Source organism: Kineococcus lubricus (assembly GCF_050871965.1).
In the GTDB taxonomy this organism is placed as follows: domain Bacteria; phylum Actinomycetota; class Actinomycetes; order Actinomycetales; family Kineococcaceae; genus Kineococcus.
In genome coordinates this window covers 106,691-123,158 of record NZ_JBJLSK010000016.1, presented here as the reverse complement: position 1 = coordinate 123,158, position 16,468 = coordinate 106,691, and the positions used below count along the sequence as shown (strand labels likewise).

Here is a 16,468-nt window from a genome sequence, read left to right as displayed (position 1 = left end):
CCGACCGTTGACGGCACTGTGAGTTTTGCCGTAGAACTCACCGGACGTACACGAGCCTGACACGACGACGTGATCACGGAGACCGCGTGACCCTGCTGAACGACCTCCCGGACCGCCTCGACCTCGAGGCCGGCCCCCGCCTCGTCCACCTGCGCGCGGCGGGCGTCAGCCTCGCCCTGCACCTGCCGCCGGACCGCCTCCCGACCGTCCTGCACTGGGGCGCGGACCTGGGCGACCTCGCACCGGCCGTCCTGGCCGACGTGCTGCGCACCGGCGCCACGGCCCGCTCGAACAACGACCACGACGTCCCGCAGCCGCTGACGGTCCTGCCCGGGCAGGCCGACGGCTGGAGCGGCACCCCGGCCCTGGTGGGCTCGCGCGCCGGGGCGGACTGGACCGCCCGGTTCGTCCCCACCGACGTCACCGTGCAGGAGACCGCCGGGGGAGGACGGGTGGAGGTCGTCGCCGACGACCCGCACGCCCGGCTCTCGGTGCGGGTCGTCCTCGAGCTCCTGCCCACCGGGCTGGTCCGGCACCGCGCCGAACTGCGCAACACGGCGGCGGAGGGCCCGGCCTACGAGGTCGGGCACCTGGCCCCCGCGCTCCCGCTGCCCGCCGGGGCCGAGGAGGTCCTCGACCTCGCCGGCCGGTGGGCCAAGGAACGCGTCCCGCAGCGGCGTCCCGTCGTCGTCGGCGCGCACGTGCGGGAGAACCGCCGCGGCCGCACCGGGCCCGACGCCCCCCTCGTCCTGGCCGCCGGGACCCCCGGGTTCTCCTTCCGGTCCGGCGAGGTGTGGGCGCAGCACGTGGCGTTCAGCGGGAACCACCGCGCGGTCCTGGACCGGCAGTACACCGGCGACACCGTCCTCACCGGCGGCGAGCTGCTGCTGCCGGGGGAGGTCCGCCTCGAACCCGGCGCCTCCTACAGCACCCCCTGGGTGTACGCGGCGCACTCCACCGACGGGCTCGACGGCGTCGCGGCCCGCTTCCACGAGCACCTGCGGGCCCGCCCGCACCACCCGGGCAGCCCCCGGCCGGTCATCGTCAACACCTGGGAGGCGGTCTACTTCGACCACGACCTCGGCCGCCTCACCGAGCTGGCCCGCGCCGCCGCCGAGGTCGGCGCCGAGCGGTACGTGCTCGACGACGGGTGGTTCCGCCACCGCCGCGACGACTCCGCGGGGCTGGGGGACTGGTACGTCGACGAGGACGTCTGGCCCGAGGGGCTGGAACCGCTCATCGACGTCGTCACCGGGCTCGGGATGCAGTTCGGCCTGTGGGTGGAGCCGGAGATGGTCAACCCCGACTCCGACCTGGCCCGCGCCCACCCCGAGTGGATCCTGCGCCCGGCCGACGACCGGCTGCCCCTGCCCTCCCGGCAGCAGCAGGTGCTCGACCTGGGCAACCCCGACGCCTTCGCGCACGTCCTGGGCCGGCTCGACGCGCTGCTGTCCGAGAACGACATCGCCTACCTCAAGTGGGACCACAACCGGGACCTGCTGGAGGCCGGGCACGGTCCGGGGCACGTCCCGGGCGTCCACGCGCAGACCCTGGCCGTGTACCGGCTGCTCGACGAGCTGCGCACCCGGCACCCCGGCGTCGAGATCGAGTCCTGCTCCTCCGGCGGCCTGCGGGTCGACCTGGGGATCCTGGAGCACACCGACCGCGTGTGGGGCAGCGACTGCCTCGACCCCTTCGAGCGCCAGCAGATCCAGCGGTGGACGACCCAGGTCGTCCCGCCCGAGCTCCTCGGCTCGCACGTGGGCGCCTCGCCCTCGCACACCACCCACCGCGCGAGCGACCTGTCGTTCCGGGCCGGGACGGCGCTGTTCGCGCACTTCGGGATCGAGACCGACCTCACCCGACTCGACCCGGCCGAACGCGCCGAGCTCGCCGCGTGGGTCGCGCTGTACAAGCAGGTGCGGACGCTGCTGCACACCGGCCGCCTCGTGCGCGCCGACGTCCCCGACGACTCCCTGGCCCTGCACGGCGTCGTCGCGCAGGACGGCGGCGAGGCGCTGTTCGCCGTCGTCCAGCTCGCGACGCCGGACCTGTCCGTCCCGGGGCGGCTGCGCGTCCCCGGCCTCGACGACGACACCGAGTACGAGCTCACCGTGCAGCACCCCGGCGACCGGCCCCGGGTGCGGGGCGGGGGGCCCGCCCCCTGGACCGCCGCCCCGGTCCGCGCCACCGGCCGGGTCCTGGCGTCGCTGGGCCTGAGCGCCCCCGCCCTGCAGCCCGGGCAGCTGCTCCTCCTGCGTCTGACCGCCCGCCCCGGCTCGACCGCCGTCGAGAAGGACTGACTCCCACCGGAAGGTGTCCTGGAATGGCCATCACGAGCAGAGCCGCTCAGGCCCGCGGCCTCACCCTGCGCACCGGGGAACCGATGCGCCCCGACGTCAACGGCAGCCGCCGCGAACGCCTCACGGCCCTGGCGTTCATCGCCCCCGCCCTGCTGGGGTTCGCGGTGTTCTACCTCTGGCCGACGCTGCGGGGCCTGTACTTCAGCTTCACCGAGTTCGACTTCTTCAGCCCGCCCCGGTTCGTGGGGCTGGACAACTACGCGGCCCTGCTGTCGGACGACATCTTCTGGAACGCGATGAAGGTGACGGTGCAGTACGTCGTCATCAACATCGGCACCCAGACGGTGCTCGCCCTGCTGCTGGCCGTCCTGCTGCACCGGCTGACCCGCTCGATCGTCGTGCGCAGCATCGTCCTGCTGCCCTACCTCATCTCCAACGTCGTCGTGGCCCTCGTCTTCTACTGGATGCTCGACGCGCAGATCGGCATCACCAACCAGGTGCTGTCCTTCCTGGGTCTGGACGCGATCCCCTTCTTCGGCGACCAGAACTGGGCCATCCCCACGATCGCCTTCATCAACACCTGGCGGCACCTGGGCTACACGGCGCTGCTGCTGTTCGCGGGCATGCTCATGATCCCCGGTGACGTCTACGAGGCCGGCCGCGTCGACGGAGCCTCGGAGTGGAAGATGTTCTGGCGCATCACGCTGCCGCTGCTGCGCCCGATCCTCGCCCTCGTGCTGGTCATCACCGTCATCGGCTCGTTCCAGGCCTTCGACACCGTCGCGGTGACGACGTCCGGGGGCCCCGGGGACGCGACCCGCGTCATCCAGTACTACATCTTCGACCTCGCCTTCCAGCGCTACCAGTACGGGTACGCCTCGGCGGTCTCGGTCGTCCTGTTCCTCATCCTCGCCGTCGTCGCGTTCGTCCAGCTCCGGCTGATGCGGGCCGACGAGTCCGACGTCGCCTGAGCGACCCCGACCCCAGGAGAAGACGTTGGCCACCACCGCCACCACGTTCGACGAGGCCGTCGCGGTCTCGAAGCCCACCGGAGGAGCACGCCGCGGTCGGCCGGGGCTCGGGCGGGTCCTCGCCTGGACCGCGCTCGGCCTGATCATGGCCGTGACCCTCTTCCCCTTCTACTGGATGCTGCGGACCGCCTTCTCCAACGGCGCGTTCCTGGCGACCGAACCCTCGAACCTGCTGCCCGTCGAGTCCACGTGGGGCGCGTTCGAGCGCGTCCTGGGCCTGGCGACGACCGAGGAGGCGCAGGCCCAGGCCGGGTCCGGCGCGTCGGTCAGCATCTTCCGCGCCCTGCTGAACTCGGTCCTGGTCGCCTCGCTGATCACGGCCGGTCAGGTCTTCTTCGGCGCGATGGCCGCCTACGCCTTCTCCCGCCTGCGGTGGCCGAGCCGCAACACGGTGTTCTTCGTCTTCCTCACCGCGCTGATGGTCCCGCCGATCTTCACCCAGCTGCCGAACTTCCTGCTCATGCGCGACCTCGGCCTGCTGAACTCCTACGCGGCCATCGTCCTGCCGTTCTTCTTCATGACGCCGTTCGCCATCTTCTTCCTCCGCCAGTTCTTCCTCGGCATCCCCCGGGAGGTCGAGGAAGCCGCCCGGCTGGACGGTGCCGGCGCGGTGGGGCGCTTCTTCCGCGTCATCCTGCCCATGGCGTCGGGTCCGCTCGTGACGCTGACGATCCTGCAGTACGTGCAGGCCTGGGGGGAGTACCTCTGGCCGCTGCTCGTGGCCTCCGACCGCGACCACCGCGTCCTCACGGTCGCCCTGGCCGTGTTCCGCTCCCAGACGCCGCAGGGTGCGCCGGACTGGGCCGGGCTCATGGCGGCGACCCTCCTGGCGGCGCTGCCCGTCATCGTCCTGTTCGCGGTCTTCAGCCGGAAGATCGTGAACTCCATCGGCTTCTCCGGGATCAAGTGAGGTCTGTCGTGTCGTTCTCCACCCGAATCCCCCGGAGGCTCCGCACCGCCGTCGCCTTCGCCGGTGCCGCCGCGATGCTGTCCGCCTGCGGAAGCTACGGCGTCGACCCCGGCGCGGACGGTGAGACGGGCACCGTCACCTACTGGCTGTGGGAGTCGGCGCAGCTGCCGGCGTACCAGCAGTGCGCGAACGACTTCCAGGCGCAGAACCCCGACATCGACATCCAGATCGAGCAGTTCGGCTGGGACGACTACTGGAACAAGCTCTTCACCGGTTTCGTCGCCAACTCCGCCCCGGACGTCTTCGCCGACCACACCCAGCGCTACGGCGAGTTCGCCGAACGCGGTCTCATCGTGCCCATCGACGAGCAGGTCGAGGCGGCCGGGATCGACCTCGACGCGTACGTCGAGGGGACGACGGACCTGTGGATCGGCCCCGACGGCAAGCGCTACGGCCTGCCCAAGGACTTCGACACCATCGGCCTGTTCTACAACGAGGCCATGACGGCCGAGGCGGGCATCTCCGCGGAGGACATGCGGAACCTGACCTGGAACCCGCAGGACGGCGGCACCTACGAGAAGGTCATCGCCCGCCTGACCGTCGACCAGAACGGCGTCCGCGGTGACGAGCCGGGCTTCGACAAGTCCAAGATCAAGACCTACGGGCTCGGTCTGGGGTCCTCCGGGGCCCCGTTCGGCCAGGTCGAGTGGTCCTACCTGGCGATGACCACCGGGTGGACCTACGCGGACAAGGAGATGTGGGGCACCCGGTTCAACTACGACGACCCGCGTTTCCAGGAGACGTACTCGTGGTGGCGCGGGCTCATCGAGAAGGGCTACATGCCGCCGCTGGCCCTCACCGAGGGCGGGGCACCGGACCAGCAGATGCAGGCCGGCCGCTACGCCATCGTCAGCGAGGGGTCCTGGCAGACCGCCAACTACGGCAACCTCCAGGGGGTGGACCTGGCGCTGGCCCCGACGCCGATCGGGCCGTCGGGGCAGAGGGCGGCCATGCAGAACTCCCTCGCGGACTCCATCTCGACCTCTTCGCAGGTGAAGGGGGCGGCGTGGAAGTGGGTGCAGTACCTGGCGTCGGAGGAGTGCCAGTCGGTCGTCGCGGAGGCGGGTGTGGTCATGCCGGCCATCGCCAGCACGGTCGAGACCTCCAAGCGCTCCCTGGGGGAGACCGGGTTCGACGTCAGCGCCTTCACCGACCAGGTCGAGCAGGGGACGACGTTCCCCTACCCGGCCGTCCTGAACGGCGCCGAGTTCCAGAGCATCATGGCCTCGACCATGGACAACGTCATGGCCTTCAACGCCGACGTCGACGCCCTCGACGCCGCGAACGACAAGGTCAACGCCCTGTTCACGACCCCGCAGCGGTGACGGACCGGGTGGCGCGGTAGGCGCCGGGGGAGCAGCCGCACGCCTTCGAGAAGTGGGCGTACAGGCTGCTCCCCGACCCGAACCCGGCGGCGTGCGCGATCGCGGCCGTCGTCATGGAGGTCGTGAGCAGCAGGCGCTGGGCCTCGGCGATCCGGTGCCGCAGCAGCTGCTCGCCCAGGGTCACCCCCGTCGCCTCGCGGAACAGGGTGGTGGCGTAGTTGGGGTTGAGGTTCGCGGCGCGGGCGACGTCGGCGGCGGACACGCCGTCCCGGAAGTTCTCCGCCGCGAACCGCGCCATCCGCGCCACCGGGCGCAGGTCCGGGCGGGCGCGGGGGACCGGCGAGGACGTGCCGTGTGCCAGGATCCTCAGCACCAGGGCGTTCGCCTCCAGCAGGAGCGTCTCGGTGTGGCGGCCGGCGGCGACGTCGCGCTCCCAGGTCGCGAACTGGGCCTCGACGTGATCGCCGAGGACGTCGGTGGGGACCACGACCGTCCCGTGCGACATGATCCGCGCGGAGAACTCCTCGGGCAGCGACCACCGCAGCACGGCCGTCAACGGCAGGTGGATCCAGCAGATGTCGCTGTCCTGCGGGGTCTGTGCCGGGATCAGCCGGTGGGGGGCGGCGGCCCAGAACATCGCGGTGTGGCCCGGCGGGACGGTGACGCGCTCCCCGGCGAGGAGGTACTCCAGCCCGCCGCGCACGGCGACGTTGATCTCCAGGTCGTCGTGGCGGTGGAACTCCCGCATCGGGGGGACCGCGCCGCGGTGGACCCACAACGCCGGCGCCGCGATCTCCACACCCCGAGGGTACCTGAGGATGCTGGAAGCTCCGCCGGGTTCTCCGGAGGACCCCGCGCCCGGGACGTCCCTAGCCTGGGTGCATGACGCAGAGCCCCAAGATCACCATCATCGGCGCCGGTGGTTTCGTCTTCCCCTTCCGCCTGATCGGCGACATCCTCAGCTTCCCGGCCCTGCGGTCGGCCCGGCTGTGCCTCATGGACGTCCGCCCCGACAAGCTCGGTCCCGTCGCCGACGCGGCCCGCAAGCTCGTCGCCCACCACGGCTTCGACGCGCAGGTCGAGGAGACGACCGACCGCCGCGCCGCCCTCGACGGCGCGGACTTCGTCATCATCACCTTCCAGGTCGGTGGCGTGGAGGCGTACCGGGACGACGTCCTCATCCCGCGGAAGTACGGCATCGACCAGACCGTCGGCGACACCGTCGGCCCCGGCGGGGTGTTCCGGTTCCTGCGCTCGGTCCCCGCGTACGAGGCGATCGCCGCCGACGCGCACGAGGTGTGCCCGGACGCGGTGTTCATCAACTACGCCAACCCGATGGCCATGGCCACCGCGTTCCTCAACGCCAGGGGCCTGAAGACCGTGGGCCTGTGCCACAGCGTCCAGGGCACCACCCGCATGCTGGCCCGCACCCTCGGCGTGCCCTACGAGGAGGTCAACTACCTCTCCGCCGGCATCAACCACCAGGCGTGGATCCTGCGGTTCCGCCGCGGCACCGAGGACCTGTACCCGCGGCTGCGCGAGGTCATGAACGAGCGCCACCAGGTCGGCCGCGCCGCCGCCGAGCTCGCCGGCGACGACGGCGACCACAGCGAGGCCGCGCAGGCCGCCAGCACCTACGAGGGCGGCAACGAGCAGGTCCGCACCACCATCATGAACGCGTTCGGCTACTTCGAGACCGAGTCCAGCCACCACGCCTCGGAGTACCTGCCGTACTTCCGCAAGAACCCCGAGATGGTCCGGCAGTACATCCCCGAGCGCTGGGACTACTACGAGATCTGCGCCGCCCACGACGACCAGGGCGACATCGACACCCAGCTCGACAAGCTCAAGGCCGAGCTGAAGCCGTCCGTGGAGTACGGCGCCTCCATCGTCAACTCCGTCGTCACCGGCGTCCCCAGCGTCGTCTACGGCAACGTCCCCAACGTGGGCGTCATCTCCAACCTGCCGTCCGACGCGTGCGTCGAGGTGCCCTGCCTGGTGGACGAGAACGGCGTCCAGCCCACCGCGATCGGGGAGCTGCCGCTGCAGCTGGCCGCCCTCAACCGCACCAACGTCAACGTGCAGACGCTGGCCGTCCGCGCCGCCCTCACCGGCGACCGCGAGAACGTCCACCACGCCGTCGCGCTGGACCCCCTGACCGCGGCCCTGCTCACGCTGGAGCAGGCCCGGGCCATGACCGACGAGCTGCTGGCCGCGCACGCCGAGCGGCTGCCGGAGAACCTGCGCGCATGAACCGTCCGCCGATGGGCTGGAACTCCTGGGACTGCTACGGCACGAGCGTGACCGAGCAGGAGGTGCTCGCCAACGCCCGGTTCATGGCCGAGCACCTCCTGGAGTTCGGCTGGGACACCGTCGTCGTCGACATCGACTGGTCCGACCCCACCGCCCGCGCGCACGGCTACAACGCCGACGCGCCGCTGTGCCTGGACGAGCGGGGCAGGCTCGTCCCCGACCCGGGGCGCTTCCCCAGCTCGGCCGGGGGAGCGGGGTTCGGGCCGCTGGCCGAGCAGGTCCACGCCCTCGGCCTGAAGTTCGGGATCCACGTCATGCGCGGGATCCCGCGCCGGGCCGTCACCGACGACACCCCGTTCGTCGATCGCGGCAACGTCTGCGAGTGGAACCCCGACATGCTCGGCCTCGACCACACCCACCCGGGGGCGCAGGCGTACTACGACTCCACGCTGGAGCTCTACGCCAGCTGGGGCGTCGACTTCCTCAAGGCCGACGACATGCTCTGGCCCTACCAGGCCGCCGACGTCGAGGCGTACGCCGAGGCGATCCGGCGCTGCGGCCGGGACATCGCGCTGAGCCTGTCCCCGGGCCGGGACCTGTCGCTGTCCCGGCTCGACCACCTGCGCGAGCACGCCACGATGTGGCGGATCTGCGACGACCTGTGGGACCGGTGGGAGGACGTCGAGGCCAACTTCGCCCGGTTCGCCCGCTGGGCCCCGCACGCCGGGCCGGCCGGCTGGCCCGACGGCGACATGCTGCCGCTGGGACGCATCGGGATCCGCGCCGAGCGCGGTGAACCCCGGCACGACCGGCTCACCCCGGCCGAGCGGGTCACCCTCATGACGCTGTGGGTGATCGCCCGCTCGCCGCTCATGATCGGCGGCGACCTGCCGAGCTCGGACCCGGCGACGGTCGCGCTGTTCACCAACGCCGACGTGCTCGCCGTGCTCGACTCGACCGGCAACCGGGAGGTGTTCCGCGAGGGACCGCTCGTCCTGTGGACCTCGCGGGCGGGGGAGACGGGCTACGTCGCGGCCTTCAACCTCGGGGACGAACCGCTGGCGGTCGCCCTCGACAGCCGGAACGTCGACCTTCCCGCGACGTTGGGCACGGTCGAGGAGCTGTGGACGGGGGAGCGGGTCGAGACGCTGCCCGTGACGGTGCAGGAGGACGCCACCCGCGGTGTCGCCCCCGGCAGCACCGCGGTCCCGGTGGTCCTGGAACCCCACGGCGCGGTGCTGCTCCGCCACACCCCCTGACCGCGAGGGTCGGATCGTCGGCCCCACGCTCCCGATGATCGGAAGCGGAGGGCCGACGATCCGAACCCCGCAGGCACCTCAGGTGTAGAGCGTGAACTCCGGGTGGGCCCCGGTCAGGAAGTGGTTCCCGACCTCCCGGGCCTTGTACTGCACCGGGTCGTGCAGCGTGTGGGTCCGCACGTTGCGCCAGAACCGGTCGAAGCCGTACTTGTTCGCCGACGCGCGGGCGCCGGTCACCTCGTAGATCGCCGAGGTCGCCTCGACCGCCAGGTCGGAGGAGACGACCTTCAGCGCCGCGATCTCCTCGGCGACCTCGCCGCGCTCGGCCCACGTCAGGTCCGCGCCGCGCTCGTGCGCCTGCGACAGGGACTCGCCCACGCTGCGGCCCAGCGCCTCCGCCGCCCGCAGCCGCGCCACCAGGCGCCCGTAGGTCGCCAGGACGTACGGGTCCTCCACGGCCTTCTCCACGTCCGACAGCAGCCACGGCCGCGACGTCGTGCGCGTGTACTCCGAGGCCGCCTCCAGCGCGCCGCGCGTCACCCCGAGGTAGAAGTGCCCGAACGCCGCCTGGATCGCGGGCGTGACGAGCGAGCCGAAGGCCCCGCTCGTCGAGGCCGACCCCAGGATGGCGTCCGGGGCGATGCGCACGTCGTCGTAGCGGACCGACCCCGACGCCGACAGCCGCTGGCCCAGGTTGTCCCAGTCGCCGTTCTTCACGAACCCGGGCGTCTCGCGCGGCACCAGGACCAGCAGGTCCCGCCCGTCGTCGGTGACCCCGCCGACCAGGGTGACGTCCCCGACGCTGGCGCCGGTCGAGAAGTTCTTCGTGCCGCTCAGGACCCAGCCGTCCCCGTCCCGCGTCAGCCGCAGGTCCGGGTCGACCGGGTTCACCGAGTCGCCCCACAGCCACTGCTGCTCGGCCGAGGGCACGCCCCAGCGGGCGCGGCCGGCGTCGTCGGCCACCCACACGAGGTTGTGGGCGTTGACGTAGTGGTAGGCGATGAGCTGCGCGATCGACCCGTCGGTGCGGGCGATCTCGCGCACGACCTCCAGCGCCACCGACCACGGCAGCCCCGCGCCGCCGACCGACGCCGGGTGCAGGACGGCCGGGAGCCCGGCCTTGCGCAGCAGCTCGGCCTCGGTGAAGGGCTCGGCGTTGGCGCGGTCGCGGTCCAGCGCGTCGAGGGCGAGGTGGTTCGCGACGTCGCGGGCGGCGTCGAGGACCTGGTCACGGGTGGTCATGGTTCTCCTCACACCCACCCGTTCGCGGGCGGGAAGACGTCGAGCAGGGCGTGCCGTCCCAGGTGCTGCAGCTTGGAGCGGCGGGGGTCGTGCAGCGTGTGGGTCCGGGCGTTGCGCCAGTGCCGGTCCAGGTTCAGCGGCCTGGCCGCCGCGCGGGTCCCCACCAGGGCGAACACGTCCGAGGACACCGACACGGCCGCGGTGTCGGCCGCGGCGCGGGCGGCGGCCACGGCCAGCGACGCCTCGCCGGCCGACTCCTCGGTGAGGTCGGCGCGGGCGGCGTCGATCGCTGCGCCCGCCTCGCGCAGCAGGGCGTGCGCGGCGCGGGTGCGCAGCACCAGGTCCCCGAACTCCTGGATCACCAGCGGGTCCTGCGCGGCGCTGGGCGCGCCGAACTCCGGCCACGGCCGGGCGACGGTCCGCACGAGCTCGGCGCCGTCGCGCAGCGCGGCCCGGGCGATCCCGACGTCGATGGCGGCGTGCAGGAAGTTGCCGAACGCGCCGAACGTCTCGGCCTGCTCGAACACCCGCCACACCGGCAGCACGCGCTCGGCCTCGACGAGCACGTCCTCGAACCGGACGGTCCCGGACCCGGTGGTCCGCTGCCCCATGCCGATCCAGTCGTCCTCGACGGTGACGCCCGGGTGCGAGGCCTCGATCCACGCGGCCACGTTGCGGCCGGCGGGGTCCTCGCTGCGGTCGGTGGCGTAGATCGGGATCCACGGCGCGAACGGCGTCCCGGTCCCGTAGTGCTTCACCCCGTCCACGAGGTAGCGGCCGTCGGGCTGCCGCTCGAAGCGGATGTCGTACTCCCAGGCCGTCTTCGAGCCGCGCTCGGACAGCGCGTTGGCGAAGTGCCGGCCCGCCAGGACCTCCCCGTAGAAGAACCGCTGCTGCTCCGGGGTCCCCACGTGGTGGACGACGTCGACGAAGAAGTAGTGGTTCTGCGGGATCTGCCCGACGCTGGAGTCGCCCGCGGCGAGCTCGACGAACACGTCCCCGAGGTCGCGGGCGCCCAGCCCGGCGCCGCCGAAGGCGCGCGGGACCGTCAGCCCCAGCAACCCCGACTGCGCCAGCGCGGCGACCTCGGCGTGCGGCAGGCGACGCTCGGCGTCCCGCTCGGCGTCGCCCTTGGCCAGCTCCGCGCCGAACTGCCGCGCGACGGCCAGCGCCTCGGCGGCGTCGGCGATGACGTGCGCGGTCACCGCGAGACCCGCCGGTAGCGCGCGGCCGGGTGGTCGTCGCGGACGTGGACCTGACCCTTGCCGTAGATCGTCTCGCGCAGGGTCTCGCCCTCGTACTCCGTCGGGTACACCCCGCGGCGCTGCAGCTCGGGGACGATGAACTCGACGACGTCCTCGAACGTGCCCGGCGTGATGGCGTACGCGCAGTTGAAGCCGTCGACGTCACCGACCTCCATCCACCGCTGCAGCTCGTCCACGACGGTGGCGGGCGAACCCACGACCACCGCGCCCATCCCGCCGATGCCGACCCAGTTCGCGATGTCGCGCGGGGTCCACCGCCGGTCCGGGTCGGCCGAGGAGAACGCGTCCACGGCGCTGCGGATCGCCTGCGTCTCGGAGTGCTCCAGCGGCTCGTCCGGCGGGTACGTCGACAGGTCCAGACCGCTCCAGCCCGCGTACAGGGCCAGGGCTCCGTCGTAGCTGACGTGCTGGGCGTAGTCCCGGTACTTCGCCTGCGCCTCCTCGTCGGTGGCGCCGGTGACGATGGTGACCAGGGTGAACACCTTGATGCTGCGCGGGTCGCGGCCGGCCGCGGCCGTCTGCGCGCGCAGCCGGTCCACCCACGGGCGCATGACCTCCGGCCGGGTGGCGGTGTTGAAGACCGCCTCGCCGTGCTTGGCGGCGAAGGCGATCCCGCGCGGGGAGGCGCCGGCCTGGAAGATGACCGGGGTGCGCTGCGGGGACGGCGCGGTCAGCCCGATGCCGGGGACGTCGAAGAAGCGGCCGTGGTGCTCGATCGGGTGCACCTTGGCGGGATCGGTGAACACCCCCGCCTCGGCGTCGCGGACGACGGCGTCGTCCTCCCAGGAGCCCTCCCACAGCTTGTAGACGACCTCCATGAACTCCTCGCCGAGCTCGTAGCGGTCGTCGTGCGAGATCTGCGTCGACAGCCCCAGGTTCTTCGCCGCCGACTCCAGGTAGGAGGTGACGACGTTCCAGCCGACCCGGCCGTTCGTGTAGTGGTCCAGCGTCGCCATCTTGCGGGCGAAGGAGTACGGCTGCTCGTAGGTCAGCGAGACGGTGACGCCGAACCCGAGGTGCTCGGTGACCGCGCCCATCGCCGAGACCGCCAGCAGCGGGTCCCCGACCGGCACCTGCGTCGACTCGCGCAGCGCCGTCTCCGGGCCGCCCTTGTAGACGTCGTAGATCCCCAGGACGTCGGCGATGAACAGCGAGTCGAACTTGCCGCGCTCGAGCAGCTTCGCGAGCTCGGTCCAGTACCGGATGTCGTCGAACCGGTGCGACTGGTCGTCCGGGTGCCGCCACAGACCGGGGGACTGGTGCCCCACGCAGGTCATGTCGAACGCGTTGAGGTGCACTCTGCGGGCCTCGGTCACGGGGTTCCCTCCAACTTCCTGGACATCACTTGACGGCCCCGGCGGACAGACCGCCGACGAGCCACTTCTGGGCCACCACCGCGAGCACGTACATCGGGACGATCCCGACGAGCGAGGCGGCGGCCTGCTGGCCGAACTGCACGGTGCGGTCGCCCTGGAACAGCGACAGGCCGACCGGCAGGGTCTGGCTGGACGTGCTCTGCGAGAACGACACCGCGAACAGGAACTCGTTGTACGACAGGAACAGGCAGATCAGCAGCGCCGCGACCAGTCCCGGGGCCAGCAGCGGCAGCACGATCCGCCGCAGCCCGCCGGTCGTCGACAACCCGTCGACCCAGCCGGCCTCCTCGATCTCGATCGGGATGCGGCGCACGAAACCGTCCAGCAGCCACACCGCGACCGGGACGTTGGCGAGCCCGTTGACCAGGACCAGGCCGAGCGCGGAGTTCGTCAGGTCCGCCTGCTTCAGCAGGTAGTACAGCGGCAGCACCGCGACGATCGGCGGTGCGCAGTAGCTGGCCAGCAGCACCGTCTGCAGCCGTTCCCCGCGCACCCCCGCGCGGGCCGTCACGTACGCGGCGGGCACCGCGATGAGCGAGGTCAGGACCGTCGCGCCGATCGCGACGACCCACGAGTTCGCCAGCATCGTCGACAGCGGCACCGTAGCGAACGCCTTCGAGAAGTTCGACCACACGAACACGCTCGGCAGCCAGCCGCCGTTGGCGATGTCGTCGACGCTGCGCAGCGACAGGGAGACGAGGAACAGCAGCGGCAGCAGCGCGACGAACGCGACGGCGGCCAGGACCACGCGCACCCCGGCGCGGTGCAGCGCCCCCGCGCTCACTGGTCGGCCTTCACGGCGCGCGCCCGCAGCAGCGTGACGACCGTGGTCAGGACCCCCACGACGAGGCCGAACACCAGGGTCTCGGCCGCCGCCGTGCCGATCTCGTAGCTGCCGCGCATGCCCGTCCGGAAGATCTCGAAGCTGCTGACGATGGTGGACACCCCCGGCCCGCCCTGGGTCACGACCGTCACCAGGTCGAACACCTTCAACCCGATGACGAGTTCGAGCAGCAGCACCGAGAACACGTTCGGGGCGATCACCGGCCACACCACGTTCGTGAACCCGCGCAGCGCGCCGGCCCCGTCCAGGGCCGCGGCCTCGCGCAGCTCCTCCGGGACGCCCAGCAGGGCGGCGAACACCAGCAGGGTCACCAGCGGCGTCCACTGCCACACGTGCATGACGACCAGCGCGGAGAACGCCCCCGCGCTGTCGCCCAGCGGGTTGGCCCCCGGGAACCCGAGGGCGGAGAACAACCCGCCGAACGCCCCGCCGACCGGGGCGAGCATGAGCTTCCACGCCACCCCGACCATCACCGGCGGGGTGACCAGCGGGAGCAGCAGGATCGTCCCCACGACGCCGAAGCGCGTCCCGCGGGCGTGCAGCAGCAGCGCCAGGACCACCCCCAGGGCCGTCGCCGCCAGGGCCGCGACCACGGCGAACACGACCGAGCGGACCAGGGACCCGGCGAAGGCCAGGGACTCCCACGCCGCCACGAGGTTGTCGGTGCCGGTGAACCGCTGCAGCGGCCGGGCCAGGGAGGACTTGGTGACCGCCAGCGCCACGACGAACACCGTGGGGTAGACGAGCATGAGCGCCAGCCCGGCCAGGCTCGGTGCCGCCAGCCACGTCGAGACGTGCCCGGGCCGGTGCCGCCCCGGGACCGTCCGCCGTCCGGCCCCCCGGCCGCGCTGGCGCGGCAGGGTCCCCCGGTCGTCGAGGAGCTGGGTCATCCGAGGGCCTTCTGCCAGTTCTCCGCGGCCTTGTCGAGCGCGGCCTGCGGCTCGGTCTCGCCCTGGATCGCGAGCGCGAGCTGGTCCACGAGGTCCTGCAGCGCCTTGGGCGCCCCCTGCTCCTTGGGCCAGACCAGCGGCTCGCCGTCCAGGCCCTCGCGGATGACGTCGGTCGCCTTCCCCGCCGCCGCGGCGTACTCGGCGGAGTCCAGGACGCTCTTGCGGGCCGGGTCGATGCCCGACCCGCCGGTGGACGACAGCAGGAAGTTCTGCTCCTCGGCGGTGGCCCACTTCACGAAGGCGGCGGCCACGTCCTGCTGCTTGCCCGCCGTGGAGACCCCCAGGCCGAAGCCGGAGTCCAGCGCCGTGCGCGGGGTCGTGTTCTTCCCCCCGACCGGCAGCGTCACGACGCCCCACTTGTCGACGATCTTCGAGCTGGCCGGGTCCTGGGCCTTCAGGCCGAGGTCGGTCCAGGTGTCGAGCATGGCGCCCTGACCGGCGAGGAAGGCGGAGTTGGCCTGGTCGAACCCGGTCTGCAGCGGGGTCGGCAGCGCGTGCGGGGAGACGTCGATGAGGTGCTGCAGGGCCGCCAGCCCCTCCTCGCCGGCGAACGCGGGCTTGCCGTCGCCGTCCACGAGCGTGCCGCCGTACCCGGCGAGGCGGTTGATGAAGGAGCAGCCCAGGATCATCGGCACCTGCTGGGCCTCGACGATGGCGCCGTAGACGCTGCCGCCGGAGTCCTGGGTGATCTTGGCGGCGGCCGCGTCGTACTCGTCCCACGTCGTGGGCGGCTGCACGCCGTACTGCTCGAAGACCTCGGCGTTGTAGTAGAGGACGTGCGTGTCGCCGTCGAAGGGCAGGCCGTAGCGCTTGCCGTCGAGCAGCGTGTAGGGGTCGTAGATCGACGGCAGGAAGTCGTCGGTGGCGATGTCGGTGTTCGCGCCGATCCAGTCGGTCAGGTCCACCAGCGCGTCGGCCGCGACCAGCTCGCCGAGGCCGAAGTAGAAGTAGTCGAAGACGTCGAACTCGCCGTCGCCGCCCTGGACGTCCAGGATCTGCTTGCTCGTCAGCTGGTCGTAGGGGATCGCGGTGACCTCCAGCTTCCCGCCGAACTCCTGCTCGAACTTCTTGCCCAGCAGGTCGGTGAAGGCGAGCACGTGGGGCTGGTTGACCATGAGCTTGAGCGTCTTGCCCTTGAGGTCGACGGCCTCCTCGGCGGCCAGGCCCGCTCCGGCGGACCCCTCCCCGCAGGCCGCGAGGGAACCGGTGGCGGCGAGGGCGCCGACGCCGAGGGCGCCGGACAGGACACGACGGCGCGAGGCGAGCAGACGCTGCGTGCTCGAGGGCGTGGGGGTGCTGCGGGGCGCGGACATGGGTGTGCTCCGTGGGGTGGGCGGACGTTCGTCGTCCGTCGGGGGGTGCGCGCGGGAGGCGGCGCGCTCGCCTGAGGACTCGGGGGAGGTGGCGCGGGTCGGTCAGACCGCGCGCGACGTCCCCCGGCGCATCGACCCGCCGCGCAGACAGGCCATCGAGGCCGTGCGCGCGAGGTCGACGTGGTAGCGCCGGGTGAGCTGGGTACAGCTGTCCACTGCGAGTCCTCCATCGCCCCTGGCGGGAGCACCTGCCGCTCGCGCGGTGGTTGCTGTGGCGTCAACGAGCCAGGTCTCTCGGCCACTCTGGATGGTGTTGATCCGAATGTAGCGGACACGG

The 16,468-nt window shown here is 72.1% G+C and carries 13 protein-coding genes and 1 riboswitch; of the genes, 6 read left to right on the top strand and 7 right to left on the bottom strand.

Features of this window, described 5'->3' with window-relative positions; translation table 11 throughout:
• Positions 1 to 86 precede the first annotated feature (86 nt).
• The 4 genes from ACRYRX_RS14020 to ACRYRX_RS14005 all read left to right on the top strand — a co-directional run bounded on the left by ACRYRX_RS14020 (position 87) and on the right by ACRYRX_RS14005 (position 5,629).
• A complete protein-coding gene (locus ACRYRX_RS14020) occupies positions 87 to 2,303 on the top strand; it encodes an alpha-galactosidase (protein ID WP_432512692.1) in 2,217 nt (738 codons plus the stop codon).
• Positions 2,304 to 2,386: 83 nt separating this feature from the next.
• Positions 2,387 to 3,274: a carbohydrate ABC transporter permease gene (locus ACRYRX_RS14015; RefSeq protein ID WP_432512711.1), complete on the top strand. Its 888-nt coding sequence runs from the start codon at positions 2,387 to 2,389 to the stop codon at positions 3,272 to 3,274.
• Positions 3,275 to 3,299: 25 nt separating this feature from the next.
• Positions 3,300 to 4,244, top strand: a complete 945-nt coding sequence (locus tag ACRYRX_RS14010; protein ID WP_432512691.1) for a carbohydrate ABC transporter permease — start codon at positions 3,300 to 3,302, stop codon at positions 4,242 to 4,244.
• An 8-nt stretch (positions 4,245 to 4,252) separates the two neighbouring features.
• On the top strand, positions 4,253 to 5,629 hold the full coding sequence (locus ACRYRX_RS14005) for an ABC transporter substrate-binding protein (RefSeq protein ID WP_432512690.1): 1,377 nt from the start codon (positions 4,253 to 4,255) through the stop codon (positions 5,627 to 5,629).
• Here ACRYRX_RS14005 and ACRYRX_RS14000 read toward each other — a convergent pair.
• Complete coding sequence (locus tag ACRYRX_RS14000; RefSeq protein WP_432512688.1) at positions 5,610 to 6,428, bottom strand: helix-turn-helix domain-containing protein; 819 nt, start codon at positions 6,426 to 6,428, stop codon at positions 5,610 to 5,612. The two genes, ACRYRX_RS14005 and ACRYRX_RS14000, sit on opposite strands and share 20 nt — an antisense overlap.
• A gap of 83 nt (positions 6,429 to 6,511) precedes the next feature.
• Between ACRYRX_RS14000 and melA the strand changes: the two genes are divergently transcribed.
• Both melA and ACRYRX_RS13990 read left to right on the top strand, forming a co-directional pair.
• The gene (gene melA, locus ACRYRX_RS13995; RefSeq protein ID WP_432512687.1) at positions 6,512 to 7,882 is read left to right on the top strand and encodes an alpha-glucosidase/alpha-galactosidase; all 1,371 of its coding nucleotides are present in this window, start codon (positions 6,512 to 6,514) and stop codon (positions 7,880 to 7,882) included.
• Positions 7,879 to 9,141 (top strand): alpha-galactosidase, encoded by a 1,263-nt coding sequence (locus tag ACRYRX_RS13990; protein ID WP_432512685.1) that lies wholly within the window; start codon positions 7,879 to 7,881, stop codon positions 9,139 to 9,141. The genes melA and ACRYRX_RS13990 overlap by 4 nt, the downstream gene beginning before the upstream one ends.
• A 78-nt stretch (positions 9,142 to 9,219) precedes the next feature.
• Here ACRYRX_RS13990 and ACRYRX_RS13985 read toward each other — a convergent pair whose 3' ends face one another.
• From ACRYRX_RS13985 to ACRYRX_RS13960, 6 genes are read right to left on the bottom strand one after another with little or no spacing between them, the layout of a single operon-like run.
• Positions 9,220 to 10,383, bottom strand: a complete 1,164-nt coding sequence (locus ACRYRX_RS13985) for an acyl-CoA dehydrogenase family protein (protein ID WP_432512683.1) — start codon at positions 10,381 to 10,383, stop codon at positions 9,220 to 9,222.
• A gap of 8 nt (positions 10,384 to 10,391) precedes the next feature.
• The gene (locus ACRYRX_RS13980; protein WP_432512681.1) at positions 10,392 to 11,588 is read right to left on the bottom strand and encodes an SfnB family sulfur acquisition oxidoreductase; all 1,197 of its coding nucleotides are present in this window, start codon (positions 11,586 to 11,588) and stop codon (positions 10,392 to 10,394) included.
• A complete protein-coding gene (locus ACRYRX_RS13975) occupies positions 11,585 to 12,964 on the bottom strand; it encodes an LLM class flavin-dependent oxidoreductase (protein WP_432512680.1) in 1,380 nt (459 codons plus the stop codon). Before ACRYRX_RS13975 ends, ACRYRX_RS13980 begins: the two co-directional genes overlap by 4 nt.
• Before the next feature lie 25 nt (positions 12,965 to 12,989).
• The gene (locus ACRYRX_RS13970; RefSeq protein ID WP_432512678.1) at positions 12,990 to 13,808 is read right to left on the bottom strand and encodes a carbohydrate ABC transporter permease; all 819 of its coding nucleotides are present in this window, start codon (positions 13,806 to 13,808) and stop codon (positions 12,990 to 12,992) included.
• Positions 13,805 to 14,758 (bottom strand): carbohydrate ABC transporter permease, encoded by a 954-nt coding sequence (locus tag ACRYRX_RS13965; RefSeq protein ID WP_432512675.1) that lies wholly within the window; start codon positions 14,756 to 14,758, stop codon positions 13,805 to 13,807. The genes ACRYRX_RS13970 and ACRYRX_RS13965 overlap by 4 nt, the downstream gene beginning before the upstream one ends.
• Positions 14,755 to 16,131, bottom strand: coding sequence for an ABC transporter substrate-binding protein (locus ACRYRX_RS13960; protein ID WP_432512673.1), 1,377 nt, complete (start codon positions 16,129 to 16,131; stop codon positions 14,755 to 14,757). Before ACRYRX_RS13960 ends, ACRYRX_RS13965 begins: the two co-directional genes overlap by 4 nt.
• A gap of 223 nt (positions 16,132 to 16,354) precedes the next feature.
• Positions 16,355 to 16,445, bottom strand: a riboswitch (SAM riboswitch).
• Positions 16,446 to 16,468 lie beyond the last annotated feature (23 nt).